This is a genomic window from Shewanella xiamenensis, assembly GCF_024971755.1.
GTDB lineage: Bacteria > Pseudomonadota > Gammaproteobacteria > Enterobacterales > Shewanellaceae > Shewanella > Shewanella xiamenensis.
The window spans coordinates 356,219-373,488 of sequence record NZ_CP079718.1; the positions used below are offsets into that span (position 1 = coordinate 356,219).

Here is a 17,270-nt window from a genome sequence, read left to right on the forward strand (position 1 = left end):
GACCTGTATCATAAATCCGCCTATGGTACATATGTCCCATAAAGTAATTGATTGATTTTGCTTTTATTTAGGAGTTTTAGATGAAGGATATTGTCATTATTGGTCTGCTGGCACTCATCATGTGCTTTAAGCTTTTTGACATTAGTTCCGACATTCAATTAGGCATTCCGCAATGGCACTTAGTGCAGGAAGCCATACTCTTAGTGCTCACCGCTGTCGGTGCCATCTACCTCAGTTACGATTTAATGCGCCGCTCGCGCGAGGTTAAAGCCTTAGCAAAACGCCTCGAGTACGCCGATAAGAAAATCGACAATATGTCGACCCAAATGCGCTCCGCCAGACAGGAATACAGCCAAGCCGTATCGAACCAGTTTGATACTTGGGGTTTTACCAAGAGCGAGCAGCAAGTCGCATTTTTATTGCTTAAGGGGCTGAGTTTTAAAGAAATTGCCGAAGTTAGGCAGACAAAAGAGAAAACCGTGCGCCAACAGGCGTCGACCATTTATGGCAAGGCCGATGTGGATGGCCGCCACACCTTTTGTGCTTGGTTTATGGAGGATTTTATTCAAGAACATAACCAAGAACTGGCGGCAAACGAGTCCGATAGCGCCCATAAAGCCGCTTAAGCTAAACTCTCAGGCTTAGTTTTTATAGCTATTTGTTATTGAAAATCGATATTGGCTGGCTTTTTAGTTCTAAACAATAATGATCATCCCCTAAGTTTGTCGGATGATGCAATTGAAAAACTCGCTACTGATTGTGTTTTGCTTTATTGCCCTCGTTGCATCCACGCAAACCACAGGATTACTCCGCTCGCTGATTGAGTTTTCCGCCTTTTTAGGCGTACTGGGGTTGGCTTGGCGGATTAAACCCAACGCCGAATAAAGCTTCCCGCGTTAGCGCGTCAATCAGAGTCGTTAGACTCAAATCCAATCTATTGAAAATACAGAATATAACCTAAAGACGTTATTCCTATCGCTGCCCACAGGATCACGCCCAGCAGCAAAGGCTTAGGACCGCTTGCCCGCATTTTTTGCACCGTAATCCCCGCGCCAATCAAAAATAGACACAGAACCAAGGTACGTTTCGACACCATAAACAGCGTGTCGTAGAGCGGCTGAAACTGCGGCAACCAATGGGCGATTGCAATGGCTAAACAGTAAAATCCGATAAAATACGGTAGGTTAAGCTTACGTTTATCGCCGCCAAAGATCAGCGCACTGACAAGGGCGATAGGGATAATCCACAGTGCGCGCGCCAGTTTAATGGTTGTGGCGGTTTTAAGTGCTTCATCACCATAGGCAGAGGCCGCGCCGACAACTGAGGAAGTGTCGTGAATCGCGATGGCACTCCACACGCCAAAATCGTATTGGCTCATATTGAGTAAATGCCCGAGGGCGGGGAATAAAAACAAAGCCACCGAGTTGAGTACAAATACACAGGCTAATGCGGTAGCGGTTTGGTCTGGTTTGGCATTAATGGCGGGCGATACGGCAGCAATCGCGCTACCGCCACAAATAGCGGTGCCAGAGGCGATTAAGTGCCCTGTGATCGGGTCAAACTTTAAAGCGCGAGTCACCATAAAGCCCAAGAACAGCGTAAAAATAATCGAGCCGACAATCAGCCCGAGATTGTGGCTACTGGCCTCAATCGCGGCATTGAAGTTAATGCCAAAGCCTAAGCCGATAATCGAATAGGACAGTAATTTTTTGGTGAGGGCGGCGATATTCCAGTCGTTTGGTACCCAACCTAGGCTGGCTAAGGTAAAACCGAGCACAAGTGCCATAGGGGATGAGATAACAGGCGCGAGACACAGTAGCGCAGCGCAGATAAACATAAGGCGATGGGGTTGCTTAAGTTGCGAGACTATCGATGAAAAATTCATAACGCCTTAGGTTTGCGACTGAGTGTTTGGTTCTAACTACTGGAGCGCGGTTTTATATGGCAACGAGGTTAGAACTGAGACGCTGATAAAAGCGGGTATTATAGCGATGGAATTAATCTTCAATAAAATCAATTTAATTTATTTTGAGAGTCAGTTTTACTGACTATTGGGCCGATGGAATGAACATCAAGGAAAGCTGAGGAGATTCACCTATGGTTTCATCTCCTCCAACTGTAGGATTAAATTAAAGATTAACAATGCTTTGCAGGCTGTAATCACCACCGTCTTTAGCGGTAAACAACTTGTCTTGAATATCGTTGGCGCTTGGCATTCCCGCATGTAACAGGCTTAACCAGTGGCGAGATGTGGCGTTGCGAGTGTCCTTTGGCTCAGTCGCTTGTGCCATTGGGGTTTCGATTTGTACATCTTCCAAATTCGCTAAATCCCGCGCGCCTATCATGCCAGTGCGGTCGAAACATAACTCTACATGGCAGCCTTGGTCCTGTAACACTATGGCGCTTGGTGCATCTTTAGTGCCGTTGAAGGCAACAAACTGCTTGGTTTGGCGTAATCCGCTGTGGCTGCCGTCGGCAAAAAATGCCAGCAGGTGTTGGTAGTAAACCACATAGCTGATCACATCCTGGTGCGAACCCGCATCCAGCGGGAAATGACGGTCGAGGAATTGCTTCGCTTGGGCAAGTTTTTCATGCTCGGCCACGTTCACTTGGGCGACGGCAAGCACTTCTTCTGCGATGAAGCTGTTAAGATTCGATTGGATCTGGTTGCTCTTGATAATTGACATATTCATCGCTAGTTCCTCTACACTTTCCAATTTAAAAATTAGGGCCTTGATTTCACTTTAGCTTGTCCAACAGCGTTAATCGTTAAGCAGTGCTAGGTGGATAACCCTTCCTCGATTGCTTAATTTGTAGTCTAGTCTTTTTTTGACTACAATTTCACAATAAAAATTTTACAATGTGAATTTTACAAAATGCGCAATGACCAGAGCTTGATGAGAAAATCACACTTCCTTGGAACAAAAATACGTAACCTACGGAAACGTAACAATTTAACCATGGAAGATTTATCCGCGCGTTGCATCCGCGTCGATGCAGGCAGTGCGCCCTCTGTGTCATATTTGTCGATGATCGAACGCGGAAAACGCGTGCCGAGTGCCGAAATGTTGGCCGTGATTGCCACTGTATTTCAAAAGGACGTTGACTGGTTTTTAGACGACGTGCCCGAGGAGAGTGCCATCACGCCGGACAAGGGCCGCCGTGGTGGGATCAGTGGCATGGCACTCGAACCCAGCTTTTTGTTTTCAAATGATATTTTGCAAATAGCGATTCCTGAAATGCTATCCCAGACGGGGATCTCGGGTCGACAATTCGCCCACTTATTAATTCGCGCCCATCAGGAGCACCATCAAAACCATTTCCCCGATCTTGAACGTGCAGCCGAAGAGGTTGGGTTAAAACGAATGCCCTTATCCCTCGAGGATATGTTGGATATTGCCAAGGGAGTAGGCTTAAAAATCAAATGGATAGATAGTACGCCCCAGGAGGTGATCGACGAGCGTGGCGTAAGCTCCCATCAGTTAGTGACCTCTTTCTTCGAGCCGCCCAGCACGATTTACATCAATAAAGTCCTTAAAAATCGCCCCAGTCGGCTGAAGTACGATCTCGCCGCCCATATCGGTCATTGCGTATTGCACAACAAAGATGGGCTTAAGAGTGTGATGATCTCCGGCCGAAAACTGGAGATGGATGAAGAAGTGACCATGCAGTCTAATACCCTGAACGCGCAGGATATTTTGCATGCGTGGCGCGACTTTGAGTCCAGCTTCTTTGCCGGAGCCTTGTTATGCCCTAAGGTGCCGTATCGACAATTACTCGACCGCCACGGTTACGAAATTGAGGTGCATAAACAGCTGCAAGTGTCGGCCTCGGTCGCCATGCGACGGATGACTGTGGTATCGCCTTATCCCCATTGGCATTATTTTGATGCCTATGCGCCGGGCAAACTCAAAGCCGTTTACCGTGGTAATGGCATTCCCCTGCCTTGGGGCAATATGCGGCTGGTGGAAGACCCTTGCCAGCACTGGGCGGTGTTTAGAATGATCAGTGAACCTTCAGTTGGGACATCGGCGCAAATTTCGATTTTAAATGTGGGCAATGAACCACGGATTTACTGCTGCGAGTCGATTAAGGTCGAAGACTCGGCGGGCAACCCCCATGTGCTTTGTGCCGGTATCGATTTGAATCCGGCCATTGAAGCCCAAGGTAAAGATGCACTCTCTATAGCCCATGATTTAAAAGCCGCCTGTGTCTCTGGCGGTGGCTCAGTCCCGATTCCCAAGCATATTAAAAGCGATCTCGTCAGCGTGGCTAAGATATTGAATATCAACTGGATTGAGCGCGGCATTAAAAATGATGCCCGGCTTATCTGCTCCCGCGGCGCCGTCTGCCCACGGCAACCCAGCTGTTATCAAGCGGGGAAATCTCAGTGTGATGGGGTGGAGTAAACTATGCCTCGAAGTTTTGCATAGGGTTTAGTAAATGGCTGCTATTAAGCACTCTCACTTCAGTGACACGTCGCCCTTTTATTTTATAAGAAGTCGTCCCTGAGGGCTCGACGGCGGCGTCTGCAGCATATGGATGTGCGAATGCCGCGATCACATGGATGTGAATGAGCGGCTATGTCGCCAATGGTCACTGTCGCGAGAATGTTTAACTCAGCGAACTCAGATGTCTGTATTGCTCATTGAGTTGATAGTGCACACATAACGGCTTTATTCTGAGGTATGAGTAACTAATTAATAAAAAGGGATTTTATGTCTGATGATATTGTAGAGTTTAACTGGAAAGAGCCTGTGTTTTGCGCAGAAGGAATGGAACTATTTCCAAGGGATACATTAGATCGCGCTAGATACGCTTCTTTTTTACACAATTATTTGGCAGTTAATGCTATCGATGGCGGCTATGTTTTAAACCTAAATGCAAAGTGGGGGTCTGGTAAAACCTACTTTATTAATCGCTGGATGGAAAGCATTAAAGATACGCACCCTGTTGTTTACATTGATGCATGGAAGCAGGATTACTCTGACGATCCTATGCTTACCGTTATTTCATCTTTGATAAATGCTTTAAGTGAGCAATTGCCTGTTGAAAATGAAATTCTGTCAAATATTACTGAAAAATCAGCCCGATTTATCAAAGCAGCTGCGCCTGCTTTACTCAAAGGATTGGTGAAAAAGGCTGTTGGTTTGAATTTAGATGATATTAAAGTTGAAGGTGAGCCAAAAAGTGATGATAAATTTATTTCTGATACTTTAAGTGAATCTGCCGCCGCAGTTGCACAATGCTTAGTAAAAGACCATAACGATAAATTGCAGTCAGTCGAATATTTGCGAAACGAAATTAAAGCATTAATTACTGCAGTCATTGCACATAAGCAAGGTGCTTTAAAAGTGCCTGCTTTTATCTTCATTGATGAGCTTGATCGCTGTCGACCTAGTTATGCCTTAGAAATGTTGGAAGTGGTTAAGCACTTCTTTGAATTAGATAATATTGCCTTTATTGTGGCGACTGATACTGAACAACTACAGCATGCGGTGAAAGCAGTTTATGGTGAAGGCTTTGATGCTCAAACCTATTTAGGTCGGTTCTTTAGGCGGCGCTACTCGTTAACCGAGCTTTCTCGCTATGAATTTGTAAGCCATATTACTGAAAATAAAGTCACTTATAATCCTAAGTGGAAGGAATTTGTACCTAGCCTAGCTGAATTAGATGACTTTACTAATGTGGTTTCTATTGTGGCAGATAGATTTAGACTATCGTTAAGAGAAACGGAACAGTTAACTGATAAATTTTTAGCTGTTTTAAGCAATACAGCCAAAACATTAAATCCTTACTTGTTACTAATTTTATTTGTTTTAAGAGATAAGCATTATTATCTTTATGCAGATTGGCTAGATACAACAAGTACTAACCATACTCATTTTGATAATTTAATAGGTCGAATTGACTATAAGATAGATAATTTTTTTGTTTTATATGGTTCTAGCGGAGGTTTTTTTGCAAGAGAGGTTGGAAATAGTAATTGTGTAAGATTAAGTTCTAGATTAGCAATGGTTTTGTCTGATATGAATAGCTTATGCCTAGAAGATAGAAACGAAATATTAGAAAGCCTGAATTATGACTATCACAGAGTATCAAACCACACCGAGAAAGTTTTTCTATTATATAAGATTGATTTGCTAAAACTTTCTGCGAATAAAATTGACTATAAAAACTGGGTTGAATTAGCTGTATCTTTTGATAAGTAAGATACAGCTTCAACCAAAGCTCCAAGGGACAATGCCTTGGGCTTTATTATTTAATTAATCACATCGCCGACGTAATCACTAAGCCCTAATCTGTCCTGTGCCTGAAACCAGATATTTTTCAGTGGTTAGGGCTTCGAGTCCCATGGGGCCGTAGGCATGCAGTTTAGTGGTGGCTATGCCGATTTCGGCGCCGAGGCCGAGTTCGCTGCCATCGGAAAAACGTGATGAGGCATTCACCATAACGACCGAGGCATCCACTGCGCGTTGAAAGCGGGCGGCGGTGAGTTCATTGTCGGTGCAAATCACCTCGGTATGGTGGCTGCCAAACTTAGCGATATGTTGGGTGGCGACCTCAAAACTGTCGACTTGGCGAATGGCGATTTCTAAGTCCAAGTATTCTTGGCCAAAATCTTCTTCTGCCATATAAGTGCAGGCGTCGAAATACGCGGCGGCCGGAGGGCATGCGTTGATTTTTACTTGATGCTCGGCCAGTGCTTTGGCGACGCGGGGCAAGAATCGCGGTGCGATATCCTTATGTACTAACAAGCCCTCGAGGGCGTTGCACACGCCTGTGCGTTGGGTTTTACCATTGAGCAGCAAATCCAAGGCGATATCTTGATTGGCGTCTTTATCCACATATAAATGGCACACGCCTTTAAAGTGCTGAATAACCGGAATGCTACTGTTTTCAGTGACGTAATTAATCAGTCCTTCGCCACCGCGGGGGATGATCACATCGATAAATTCCCGCTGCTGCATCAGTTCGAGCATTAGGGCGCGGTCAGGATCGGGGATTACGCTGATAAGTGCTTTAGGCAAACCATAGGCGGTCAGTACCGCCTGTAAAATGCTGGCGATCACTTTGCTGGTGTGCAGTGCTTCCTTACCGCCACGCAGGATCACCGCATTGCCGGATTTAAAGCAAAGGGCACCAGCATCGGCGGTGACATTCGGGCGCGCCTCATAAATCATACACACCACGCCGAGTGGCACGCGCATCTTACTGATAGATAAACCATTGGGGCGTTTACCAATAAAACGCTCGCGCCCAACGGGATCGGGCAGGGCGGCGATAGTTTCGATTCCTTGCGCCATCGCCTCGATACGATGCTGGTTCAGCGTGAGGCGATCGACCATTGCAGGGCTTAAGTTATCCTGAGTCGCTCGGTGTACGTCAATCAGGTTCGCGCTTTGGATTTCATAGGTTTTTTCCCTTAATGAGCGCGCCATATCCAGTAATACGGTGTTTTTAAGCGACTCATCGAGTTGGGCGAGTGTACGGGCCGCATGGGCGGCATCGGCAGATATTTGTTTAATTAGGCTCATAGTTTCTCCACTCAAATGGATTTAAGAATGGCGATATTCTTATCGGAAATGATGGGGCCGGTTTTTTGCTGGAATTCACTGGCAAACGCCTGATCATCCTGCTCGGTAATAAAACTCAGTAGGCAACTGCTGTAGTTAGATTTGGCTTTCGCCAACTTAGTGCCATCGCCTTTACGCACCAGAATGGTGTCGCCCACTGAGAAATCCCCTTTGACTTCAACTACATCATCGCTGGTTAATTGCTCGCTGTGCTGATCGAGTGCGAGGTCAAAATCATCCTCGACGATCACTTCGCCCTGCGCTTGCGAGGTGTGGGTCATCCAATGCAAATGCTCCTGCATCGGTTTTTCGTAGGGGGTAAAGAGGGTACCCGGATTTTGCCCCTTTAGCAGTTGGCTAAAAGAATCTGCATTAAAGCCATTGATAATAAAGGTCTCAATGCCGTGGGAAATGGCTTTTTCGGCGGCTTGGATCTTAGTGCGCATGCCTCCGGTGCCAACATCGCTGCTGGCGCCTCCCGCCATCGCATAGATATCGGCATTGATTTCAGTGACTTGCTTTATCAGCTTGGCATTGGGATATTCGTGGGGATTTTGATCGTAGAGCCCATCCACATCCGAGCAAATCACTAAGGTGTCGGCATCGGCCGCAGCCGCCACCATGGCCGAGAGATTATCGTTATCGCCAACCTTAAGTTTGTCGGCGGTCACGGCGTCATTCTCATTGATGATCGGCATTAAACCGTGTTCGAGCAGGCTAAAAATGGTGTCTCGAATACTGATATAACGCTCGCGATTACGTAAGTCGCCATGGGTCAGCAGCAGTTGGGCTGTGGGGAAATCAAATAGCTTATTCCACGTCGCCATCATATCCGCCTGACCCGCAGCCGCCATGGCCTTTTTCACCGTAACACTCGGCTGAACTTGGCCCTCAAAATGATGCCAACCAGCGGCAACCGAGCCGGATGAAACCAGTACCACTTGAATACCTTGGACGCGGCAGTAAGTAATAAACTGCGCGATACCCAAGAGATAATGGCTGCTGCAACCTTGCTTGTGGGGCGCGATTAAGGCGCTCCCCACTTTGACGACGATACGTTTACGGGGAGAGTCTGTCATAGCGCCTCCTTAGCTTTCCTCGGCCAATACACGACCGGCCTGATGGAACTGCTTCGTGGTTTTAGCGCACGGGTCGTTATCGAATTTGCTCACCAGATAAATCACTGTGCTGCTGACAATAAAGCCTGGAATCATCTCATACACTAAGCTACTCAATGCCTTACCATCGGCAAGCACGGGGGCGTAAATCCAAAAGAGTACCGTGAGCGCGCCCGAAATAATCCCCGCAATCGCCGCTTTATGGGTGAGATTGGCTTTATACAAACTAAACAGCACCAGCGGACCGAAGGCAGCACCAAAGCCTGCCCACGCATTACTCACGAGGGAGAGGATGCTGTTAGAGCGATCAAGCGCCAATAGCGTTGCGACAATGGCAACACCAGCAACCCCGTAACGGCCCATTTTTACCATCTCTTGCTCGCTCGCTTGTTTCTTCGACAGGGTGCGATAAATATCTTCGGTCAGCGAACTCGACGAGACTAATAACTGCGATGAAATTGTGCTCATAATGGCCGCGAGAATCGCAGCGAGCAGGAAGCCGCTGATTAAGGGGTGGAACAGTAACTCTGAAAACACGATAAAGATGGTTTCAGGGTCTGACAGTTTCATCCCAAATTTATTGGCGTAGGCGATACCGACCAAGCCCGTCGCTAAGGCGCCGATAATGGTCACTGTCATCCAACTGATGCCGATGCGGCGTGCGGTTTTAATGTCGGCGACCGAGCGGATCGCCATAAAACGCACAATAATATGCGGCTGGCCGAAATATCCGAGTCCCCACGACAGGCTCGAGATTAAGCTTAGCAGAGTCACATTTTGCATCGCGTCGGTAAAATGCGGAATCGACTGATAGGCAAAGTTCATCATACGATCTGCGCTGGTAAATTCTTGATATGCCACAAAAGGCACTAATACCAAGGCGACAAACATAATGCAGCCCTGCACAAAGTCGGTGAGGCTAACGGCTAAAAATCCCCCCAGCAGAGTGTACGACACCACGACGGCTAAGGTAACGATTAGGCCAATATCATAGTTCAGCCCAAAAGCGGATTCGAACAACTTGCCGCCCGCGACTAAGCCCGCCGAGGTATAGAGGGTGAAAAAGATCACTATGATGGCGGCGGCAATAATACGAATGCTGTTATCGGCTTGACCAAAGCGTTTGGCAAAGAACTCAGGAATAGTCAGCGCGTTATCGGCGACCTCTGTGTAGACCCGCAATTTGGGGGCAACTACCAAATAATTGATTAGAGCACCAATTAATAATCCGAGGGCGATATATAGGGTTTCAAACCCCACCAGAAACATAGCGCCGGGTAGGCCCATCAGCATCCAGCCACTCATATCCGAGGCGCCAGCCGAGAGTGCTGTCACTTGTGGGCTCACTTGGCGGCCACCCAAAATATAGCCAGAGACATCATCGGTCGACTTGCGATAGGCGAACAAACCAATGGCGAGCATGGCAATAAAGTAAATTGCCAATGAAACGTAAGAGAGGGAATTCATCGATTATTTTCCTCCTAACGCTTTGTTATTTTGAATGAAGCTCGGTTTCAAAATGACAAAGAGATAGGTACTTAGAATGGCGAACAGGCAGAAATATTGTAGTGTTCCATGCAGGCGTTCCCGAGTGGAACGGATGATCTGTGAGATGGGGTTTTCATCTGCAGCATGCTTAGCTGACATAATGCCTCCTTGATGTATTTAGGGTGAATAATAGTTAGTGTTATAACTATAATAAGCTCTTTATTAGCAAAATATCAAGTTGAAATGCCCATTTTGCATACTTTCGGTTGGCGTAAAGCAAGGGAAATTGATTTGAATACTGATAAATTTATCTATGCTTTTAACCGAAAATTGGGGCTAAAGAGTGGGATGTTAAGAGCGGATAAATAGACGGAATGACCTAGCGTTGAACATAAAAAAAGCGGCGCTGAGAATATCAGAACCGCTTCTATAAAATGTAATATTCACAGGCTATAGAGCCTGATTTAAAACTTGAGTCATGCGCTTAGCGCATGGTGACAAATTCCTCAGCTCCTGTGGGATGGATAGCGACAACGGCATCGAAATCGGCTTTGGTGGCGCCCATTTTCATGGCGACGCCAAAGCCTTGGAGAATTTCGTCCATACCAAAGCCAATGCCATGAATACCAAGCACTTTCTCTTCTTTACCGGCGCAGACTAGCTTCATCTTGCAGGCTTGGCGATGGCTTGTTACAGCGGTATACATGGAGGTAAAGCTTGAGGTATAGACCTTCACATTCTCATCACCATATTGCGCGCGGGCTTCTGGCTCGGTTAAGCCCATAGTGCCAATCGGTGGATGGCTAAAGACCACGGTTGGGATTTGGCTGTAATCCATTTTGGCATCGCTCATGCCGTTAAATAGGCGCTCGGAGAGTAAACGACCCGCTTTAACTGCAACAGGAGTCAGCTCCACACCGCCCGCCATAATATCGCCCACGCAATAAATGCCTTTGTGGGTGGTATTTTGCTGCGCGTCGGTAATCACATAGCCTTTGTTATCCAGTTGCACATCGGTGTTTTCTAAACCGATATTGCCCGTTGCTGGTGAGCGGCCAATGGCCCAAATCAGGCAATCGACGGTCACGCTTTCGCCATTTTCGAGGCTCAGAGTCAGGCTGTCGTCGGCATTTTTGACCACAGATTGTGGGACGCTGTTGGTATGCAGGGTTGGGCCTTCGGTCTTCATGGCATCGACTAGGGCGTCGATCAGCATAGGATCGAAGTTACGCAGCGGCGCATGTTTACGCACAAACAGGTGAGTCTCACTGCCAAGTGCGTGTAACACGCCCGCGACTTCGACGGCGATATAGCCAGCGCCGACGACTGCGACACGTTTAGGTTGTTCGCGCAGGGCGAAGAAACCATCGGAATCAATCCCGTATTCGGCACCAGGAATGTTTGGGATGGTTGGCGCGCCGCCGGTGGCGATCAGGATATGGTCAGCCGTGTAGTGCTCGCCATTCACTTCAATGGTGTTGCCATTAACGAAACGGCCATAACCATTGAGCAGGGTGACTTTGTTATTGGTAAAACCGCGACCGTAGGCCTCGTGTATGCGACCAATATAGGCTTCGCGGCTGTTTACTAAGGTGTTCCAGTCGAATTTGTTGACTGAAACATCAAAGCCATAATCTTTGGCGTAGAGGTTCATGGCTTCGGCGATATGCGCGCCATACCACATGACTTTTTTGGGTACGCAGCCCACGTTTACGCAGGTGCCGCCAACGTGTTTTGCTTCGATGAGTAGCACTTTAGCGCCACGCATGGCAGCTCGGTTAGCTGAGGCGATACCGCCGCTGCCTGCGCCTAGGCAGATATAGTCAAAATGTTGAGCCATGAGTTTCTCCGTCTAACTCTAAGAATGAGGTGCTTAATAGCAGAAGGTCATTGTAGGTTGGAATGGGTTTGCAGACCAGCCCATTAAGTCGCCAGGGTATAGACCTTGGTTTGCCACAAAAAATCTCCATGAAGCGGAGATTTTATCCCTTGGCGGTTAGCTTAAGCTTAACGGCGATATTGGCAGCGATGGTAATCATCAGGGTTTGGTCCTTCTACGCCGCATTTAAGGCATTGCCACTCCTGCTTGCGAGCATTGAGCTCATCGCTATGATAGTCGGCGGCTTGCTCTCGCTTATTGCCGATCTGGGTTTCGAGCTGTGACATGCGCGCATCAAGCCAACGGCAACTAGGATCGTTAGCGACTTTATCTCTGCTGGCGAGTTGTTGCTTTCGACTCAATTTTTTATTTTTAGTCTTAGTGGATTGCGTCTTGTTGGTCTTTGTTTTTGGGGACGTATTGTCAACATTGACGGTGGGAGGCGAATAATCCAAAGCGCTTTGCTCTGCAGGAATGGGCAGCGGTTTACCTTGACTGTCGAGCAGGGTCCCCAGTGGTAGTGAGTCAGTCGTACTACTTTTTGACAGAGATTCTAATACTAATTCAGGCTCGCTCTCGGGTGCCGCTAAGGATGGCAGAGTACAAAATGCTAGTGTAATAAATGTGTTCGTGAGTATTTTAAACTGATGAGCCAACATTCCCTGTGCCTCGCTAAATCAAGGTCGTTCCATCGACATCTTGAGTGTAGTTTGGACGGGAACGGTTTGCCAAGCCGAAGGGAGTTAGGCCGAGTAACGCTTAGAAGCTGATATTGAAGTGGATGCCCGCATAGGTTTGATCCTGTGAGCTAAAGTCGCCATTCGTGGCCGCTTCTTGCTCTATATCTGCCTGCGCAATGCTGTGGCTAATATGGCCACTAATATTCATATTCTCGGTAAGGTTATAGCTTGCTTCTAGCCCAAACTGGAGATGATTTCTACCATTGTGCTCTTCTGTTCGATATTTAAAATCAACGCCTTGTGTTACGTAGGGGGAGAGTGTGAATTGCTCTGTAACTTGCCAATAGCTGTGTAGGCTCAGCTCCACAAAATAGCCCGCCGCCTCGGTGGAGTAGACATAACTCACGGAAGGCACTAGCCAAGGCTTGGCGGTGTAAGCCAATTCAGCAAACAGTTCGTTATCCTGACAGCGGCTACTGCTATAGCCTTCAATACGTTGATAGCCAAGATTCGCTTCTAAATGTTCACTTAAATCCAAAGCGTATTCTAGGCCAATATTCCACTCAGTATAGGCTTGGCTATCACCACGGCCAACGAGGGCATAGGTGGTGAGATTGCCGTATTGAATACTGGTATTCATCCAATAAATACCGCCTTTAGCCAAGTTATTGCGCCCCTGCGAAACATACTTGCTATCCCAGCCTAAATCGATGTTAGCAGTTAAAGGCACGTTAGCCGCAGATAATTTGCTGTTTAATATCCCTTCGGTTTGCGCCAAGCTCTCGTTGGCCAAACATGGATGGCTAAAGCAAACTAAGCTAATGGCGCCTACGGCGCTAATGATGGATTTAACTGATGCTGCCATAAATAAGCCAATCTAATTGAAAATATAGAATATGCACTGATGTTAGCCTATATACATATAAGCGTTAATGAGAATGGATTTGATTTGCGATCAAACTATCAAGATTCAAAGGGTAAATTTAGTGTAAATCCTAATTGAGAGCTGGTTCACTTTTTTATTGATGAAATGGCGTTAGGCCTACAAACGAAGATAGCAATCGGTTTTCTCGCCTTGATAAATTGAACATAAGCCCTTATTTATTAGCTACACAGATTGTAGAGGAATCATTATGAGCAACCCTTTGCTTAACGGCGCTGCATTACCGCTTTTTTCACAGATTAAACCTGAACATATTCAAGTTGCCGTTGAGCAAGCCATTGCTCAGTGTCGTGCCAAGATTGATGAAGTGCTGCAAAACCCTGGGCCTTTTACGTGGGATAACTTAGTCGCCCCTCTGGAGCAAGTAGATGATGAGTTAAGCCAGATTTGGTCACCCGTTTCCCATATGAACTCAGTGGTGAGCACAGATGAATGGCGCGCGGCCCATGATGCTTGTTTGCCACTGTTATCCGAATACGGCACTTACGTTGGCCAACACCAAGGGTTATACGAGGCCTACAAATCGCTGCGTGCATCGGCAGAGTTTGCTCAATTAAGCCAAGCACAACAGATGGTGATTGAGCACAGCTTACGGGACTTCGAGCTTTCGGGTATCGGCTTAGACGATGCGCAAAAACTGCGTTATGGTGAAATCGTTAAACGTCTTTCTGAACTTACCAGCGGCTTTTCCAATCAACTGCTCGATGCGACCCAAGCCTGGACTAAGTTAATTACCGATGAGGCAGAACTCGCTGGCTTGCCCGATTCAGCTAAAGCGGCCGCAAAAGCGATGGCCGAGGCCCGCGAATTAGAGGGCTGGCTATTTACCTTAGATTTCCCTTCCTATTTACCTGTGATGACCTACAGCGAAAACCGCAACTTGCGTGAAGAGTGTTACCGAGCCTTCGTGACTCGCGCCTCGGATCAAGGTCCAAATGCGGGCGAATTCGATAACGGTCCATTGATGGATGAAATTCTCGCACTGCGCCATGAATTGGCACAGTTGTTAGGCTTTGATAGCTTTGCCGAAAAATCCCTCGCCACGAAAATGGCTGAAACGCCTGCGCAGGTGATGGCCTTCTTAAATGAATTGGCGCTGCGTTCAAAAGACCAAGCCAAGGCCGAATTAGCCGAGCTTAAAGCCTTTGCGCTGGAGCATTATGGTGTGAGCGAGATGGCTTCTTGGGATTTAAGTTTCTACGCTGAGAAGTTACAGCAACATAAGTATGAGATTTCGCAAGAGTTGCTGCGCCCTTACTTCCCTGAAGATAAAGTGCTATCAGGCTTGTTTTACACTGTCTCACGCCTATTTGGTTTAAAGATTGTTGAGCAAACCGAGTTTGACCGTTGGCATAAAGACGTGCGTTTCTTCGATATTTTTGACGAAACGGGCGAGCACAGAGGCAGTTTCTATTTAGACTTATACGCCCGCACTGGTAAACGCGGCGGCGCTTGGATGGATGATTGCCGCGTGCGTCGTCAAACCGCCAATGGCCTACAAAAACCCGTTGCCTATCTCACTTGTAACTTTAATGGCCCTGTGGATGGTAAGCCTGCGCTTTTCACCCACGATGAAGTGACGACCTTATTCCATGAGTTTGGCCATGGCATTCATCATATGCTGACCAAAATCGATGTTGCTGGCGTATCAGGTATCAATGGTGTGCCTTGGGACGCGGTCGAATTGCCTAGCCAGTTCATGGAAAACTGGTGCTGGCAAGAAGAAGCCTTAGCGGAGATCTCCGGTCACTACGAAACCGGTGAACCTTTACCAAAAGCGATGTTAGATAAGATGTTAGCGGCAAAAAACTTCCAATCCGGCATGATGATGTTGCGCCAGCTGGAGTTTTCACTGTTCGATTTTAGGCTGCACCACGAATATGACCCTGCAAAAGGCGCGTGTATTCAACAGACTTTGGACGAAGTGCGTCGTCAGGTGGCCGTGTTAATTCCGCCAGCATTTAACCGTTTCCAACATGGTTTTGCGCATATTTTTGCCGGTGGCTATGCTGCGGGTTATTACAGCTACAAGTGGGCCGAAGTGCTGTCGGCGGATGCGTTTTCTCGCTTCGAAGAGGAGGGCATCTTCAATCCTGATACGGGCCGTAGCTTCCTGCACAACATCCTCGAAATGGGCGGTTCTGCTGAGCCTATGGACTTGTTCAAACAGTTTATGGGACGCGAGCCAAGTATTGATGCGCTGCTGCGCCACTCTGGGATTGCCGCTTAAGCCATACTAAATAGCTGTGCTTGAGCATAAAAAGGCGCCGAATGGCGCCTTTTTTGTGAGCTAGATCTCGCTTGCCCTCTGGTATGACCTCTGTTAGCCTGTGGCTCTTCTTTTTAGGGCGACTGCATATGAATCTGTATTTCCGTTTGTTTTGGTTGTTATTTTGGCGCACGCGCCATTGCCGTAAGATTGATTTTTTGGGGACGAGCCGCATTACTTATCGCGCGTTGCCCAGTGATTGCGATATCAATTTCCATCTTACTAACTCCCGTTACCCAGCGTTTATGGATCTGGCCCGCACCTATATGTTGGCCGAAATGGGGTTGCTGAAGCGTTTCCTCAAATTAAAATGGATGCCAATTGTTAACGCCGCCGAATTTACCTATATCCGCGATATCAAGCCCTTAAAAAAGTTTGAGATTGAAACCAAGGTCGTGGGCTGGGATGAAAAATATTTCTATATTGAACAACGCTTTATCAGTGAGCGCGGCCTGCATTGTATAGTGCATGTGCGTGGTGTATTTGTGTGTAAAGGTAAGCAAGTGCCTTTAGAGGTATTAGTTAAAGAAGCAGGCTATACCGATCCAGCTCCTGAGTTACCGCCCGAAGTCGTGAAATGGAAAGCATTTTTACAATTAAAGAAAGAGCGCAATCTTTAGGACGCGCTGGTACTAGGGAATACTCCTAATCCCAGTGTCTTCTTCCATTTCGGCTAGTAGCACTTCTTCAAGCACGAGTGTCCAGGCGCCGCGAAGCTGCGCCTGTTGCCAATAACGGACTAACTCATCTAAATCCAATAGGTTTAAGTGAGCAAAGCTGTAGCTTAAGCAGGGGATCAGTGCACAGTCGGCTAAGGTAAAACTGTCGCCACACACCCAATGATTTTGACTAAGATGGCTATCTAAGCGTTGAAATTGGGTAAGCATTTGTTTTTCAATCTGCTTGATTTCGAACTCATGCCCATCAGGGGCATACTTTAATTTTTCTAATTGGAATAGTGGGTTATTGATATCAAAATCAATAATGCGATCGAATAGGCGCACCGCCAAATTCCGTTCAGCCTCCGCGGGTAATAACTCTGTACCGTTTTGAAAATGCCTGTCTAAGTATTCAATAATAATGCTGGATTCGGGGATCAGTTGGCCTTCTTGCGTTTTGAGCAATGGCAGTTTGCCAGGAGGATAAAATTGCTGGAAGGCCTTGCGTGCCAGTGGGTCGCGTAAATCAGTGATCCGCGGATAAAAGTTCGCTTGTTTCTCATAGAGAGCAATTAATACTTTCTGTGAATATCGTGATAACGGATGATAGAAAAGCTCCATAGGTACCGACCCCATAACCACTGCATTTTTTGACTC

General features: G+C 47.1%; 16 protein-coding genes. 6 read left to right on the top strand and 10 right to left on the bottom strand.

Annotated features, from left to right (window positions below; genetic code table 11):
- The first annotated feature begins 80 nt into the window (after window positions 1-80).
- Window positions 81-626, top strand: a complete 546-nt coding sequence (locus KXJ80_RS02660; RefSeq protein WP_037428372.1) for a helix-turn-helix transcriptional regulator — start codon at window positions 81-83, stop codon at window positions 624-626.
- Window positions 627-729: 103 nt separating this feature from the next.
- Window positions 730-885 carry a hypothetical protein gene (locus KXJ80_RS02665; protein ID WP_162531799.1) on the top strand — a complete coding sequence of 52 codons (156 nt, stop codon included), beginning with the start codon at window positions 730-732 and terminating at the stop codon, window positions 883-885.
- Between the two features lie 49 nt (window positions 886-934).
- On the opposite strand, the gene KXJ80_RS02670 is transcribed toward KXJ80_RS02665, so the two are convergent.
- Entirely contained in the window at window positions 935-1,885 is a 951-nt protein-coding gene (locus KXJ80_RS02670; RefSeq protein ID WP_069453938.1) for a YeiH family protein, read from the bottom strand.
- Window positions 1,886-2,129: 244 nt separating this feature from the next.
- Entirely contained in the window at window positions 2,130-2,693 is a 564-nt protein-coding gene (locus KXJ80_RS02675) for an aldolase/citrate lyase/malate synthase family protein (protein WP_037423939.1), read from the bottom strand.
- A 183-nt stretch (window positions 2,694-2,876) separates the two neighbouring features.
- Here KXJ80_RS02675 and KXJ80_RS02680 point away from each other — a divergent pair, with 183 nt between their 5' ends.
- Window positions 2,877-4,409: a DUF3612 domain-containing protein gene (locus KXJ80_RS02680; protein ID WP_218737755.1), complete on the top strand. Its 1,533-nt coding sequence runs from the start codon at window positions 2,877-2,879 to the stop codon at window positions 4,407-4,409.
- Window positions 4,410-4,718: 309 nt separating this feature from the next.
- On the top strand, window positions 4,719-6,212 hold the full coding sequence (locus KXJ80_RS02685) for a KAP family P-loop NTPase fold protein (RefSeq protein ID WP_218737756.1): 1,494 nt from the start codon (window positions 4,719-4,721) through the stop codon (window positions 6,210-6,212).
- Between the two features lie 78 nt (window positions 6,213-6,290).
- Here the strand turns inward: KXJ80_RS02685 and KXJ80_RS02690 are convergent, their stop codons facing one another.
- The 7 genes from KXJ80_RS02690 to KXJ80_RS02720 all read right to left on the bottom strand — a co-directional run bounded on the left by KXJ80_RS02690 (window position 6,291) and on the right by KXJ80_RS02720 (window position 13,607).
- Complete coding sequence (locus tag KXJ80_RS02690) at window positions 6,291-7,538, bottom strand: glutamate-5-semialdehyde dehydrogenase (RefSeq protein ID WP_259474522.1); 1,248 nt, start codon at window positions 7,536-7,538, stop codon at window positions 6,291-6,293.
- 11 nt (window positions 7,539-7,549) lie between these two features.
- Window positions 7,550-8,656 (bottom strand): glutamate 5-kinase, encoded by a 1,107-nt coding sequence (proB, locus tag KXJ80_RS02695; RefSeq protein ID WP_218678145.1) that lies wholly within the window; start codon window positions 8,654-8,656, stop codon window positions 7,550-7,552.
- Between the two features lie 9 nt (window positions 8,657-8,665).
- Window positions 8,666-10,162, bottom strand: a complete 1,497-nt coding sequence (gene putP / locus KXJ80_RS02700) for a sodium/proline symporter PutP (RefSeq protein ID WP_218678146.1) — start codon at window positions 10,160-10,162, stop codon at window positions 8,666-8,668.
- A gap of 3 nt (window positions 10,163-10,165) precedes the next feature.
- Window positions 10,166-10,342 carry a hypothetical protein gene (locus KXJ80_RS02705; protein WP_023266152.1) on the bottom strand — a complete coding sequence of 59 codons (177 nt, stop codon included), beginning with the start codon at window positions 10,340-10,342 and terminating at the stop codon, window positions 10,166-10,168.
- A 325-nt stretch (window positions 10,343-10,667) separates the two neighbouring features.
- On the bottom strand, window positions 10,668-12,023 hold the full coding sequence (gene gorA / locus KXJ80_RS02710; protein ID WP_218678147.1) for a glutathione-disulfide reductase: 1,356 nt from the start codon (window positions 12,021-12,023) through the stop codon (window positions 10,668-10,670).
- Between the two features lie 167 nt (window positions 12,024-12,190).
- A complete protein-coding gene (locus tag KXJ80_RS02715) occupies window positions 12,191-12,721 on the bottom strand; it encodes a hypothetical protein (protein ID WP_172588788.1) in 531 nt (176 codons plus the stop codon).
- A 100-nt stretch (window positions 12,722-12,821) separates the two neighbouring features.
- Entirely contained in the window at window positions 12,822-13,607 is a 786-nt protein-coding gene (locus tag KXJ80_RS02720; RefSeq protein WP_037427432.1) for a hypothetical protein, read from the bottom strand.
- Window positions 13,608-13,875: 268 nt separating this feature from the next.
- Here KXJ80_RS02720 and prlC point away from each other — a divergent pair, with 268 nt between their 5' ends.
- Both prlC and KXJ80_RS02730 read left to right on the top strand, forming a co-directional pair.
- Window positions 13,876-15,915 (top strand): oligopeptidase A, encoded by a 2,040-nt coding sequence (gene prlC, locus KXJ80_RS02725; RefSeq protein WP_144345341.1) that lies wholly within the window; start codon window positions 13,876-13,878, stop codon window positions 15,913-15,915.
- A 128-nt stretch (window positions 15,916-16,043) separates the two neighbouring features.
- A complete protein-coding gene (locus KXJ80_RS02730) occupies window positions 16,044-16,574 on the top strand; it encodes a thioesterase family protein (RefSeq protein ID WP_037423843.1) in 531 nt (176 codons plus the stop codon).
- A gap of 12 nt (window positions 16,575-16,586) precedes the next feature.
- Here KXJ80_RS02730 and KXJ80_RS02735 read toward each other — a convergent pair whose 3' ends face one another.
- Window positions 16,587-17,234: a glutathione S-transferase family protein gene (locus tag KXJ80_RS02735; protein WP_037423840.1), complete on the bottom strand. Its 648-nt coding sequence runs from the start codon at window positions 17,232-17,234 to the stop codon at window positions 16,587-16,589.
- Between the last annotated feature and the right edge of the window lie 36 nt (window positions 17,235-17,270).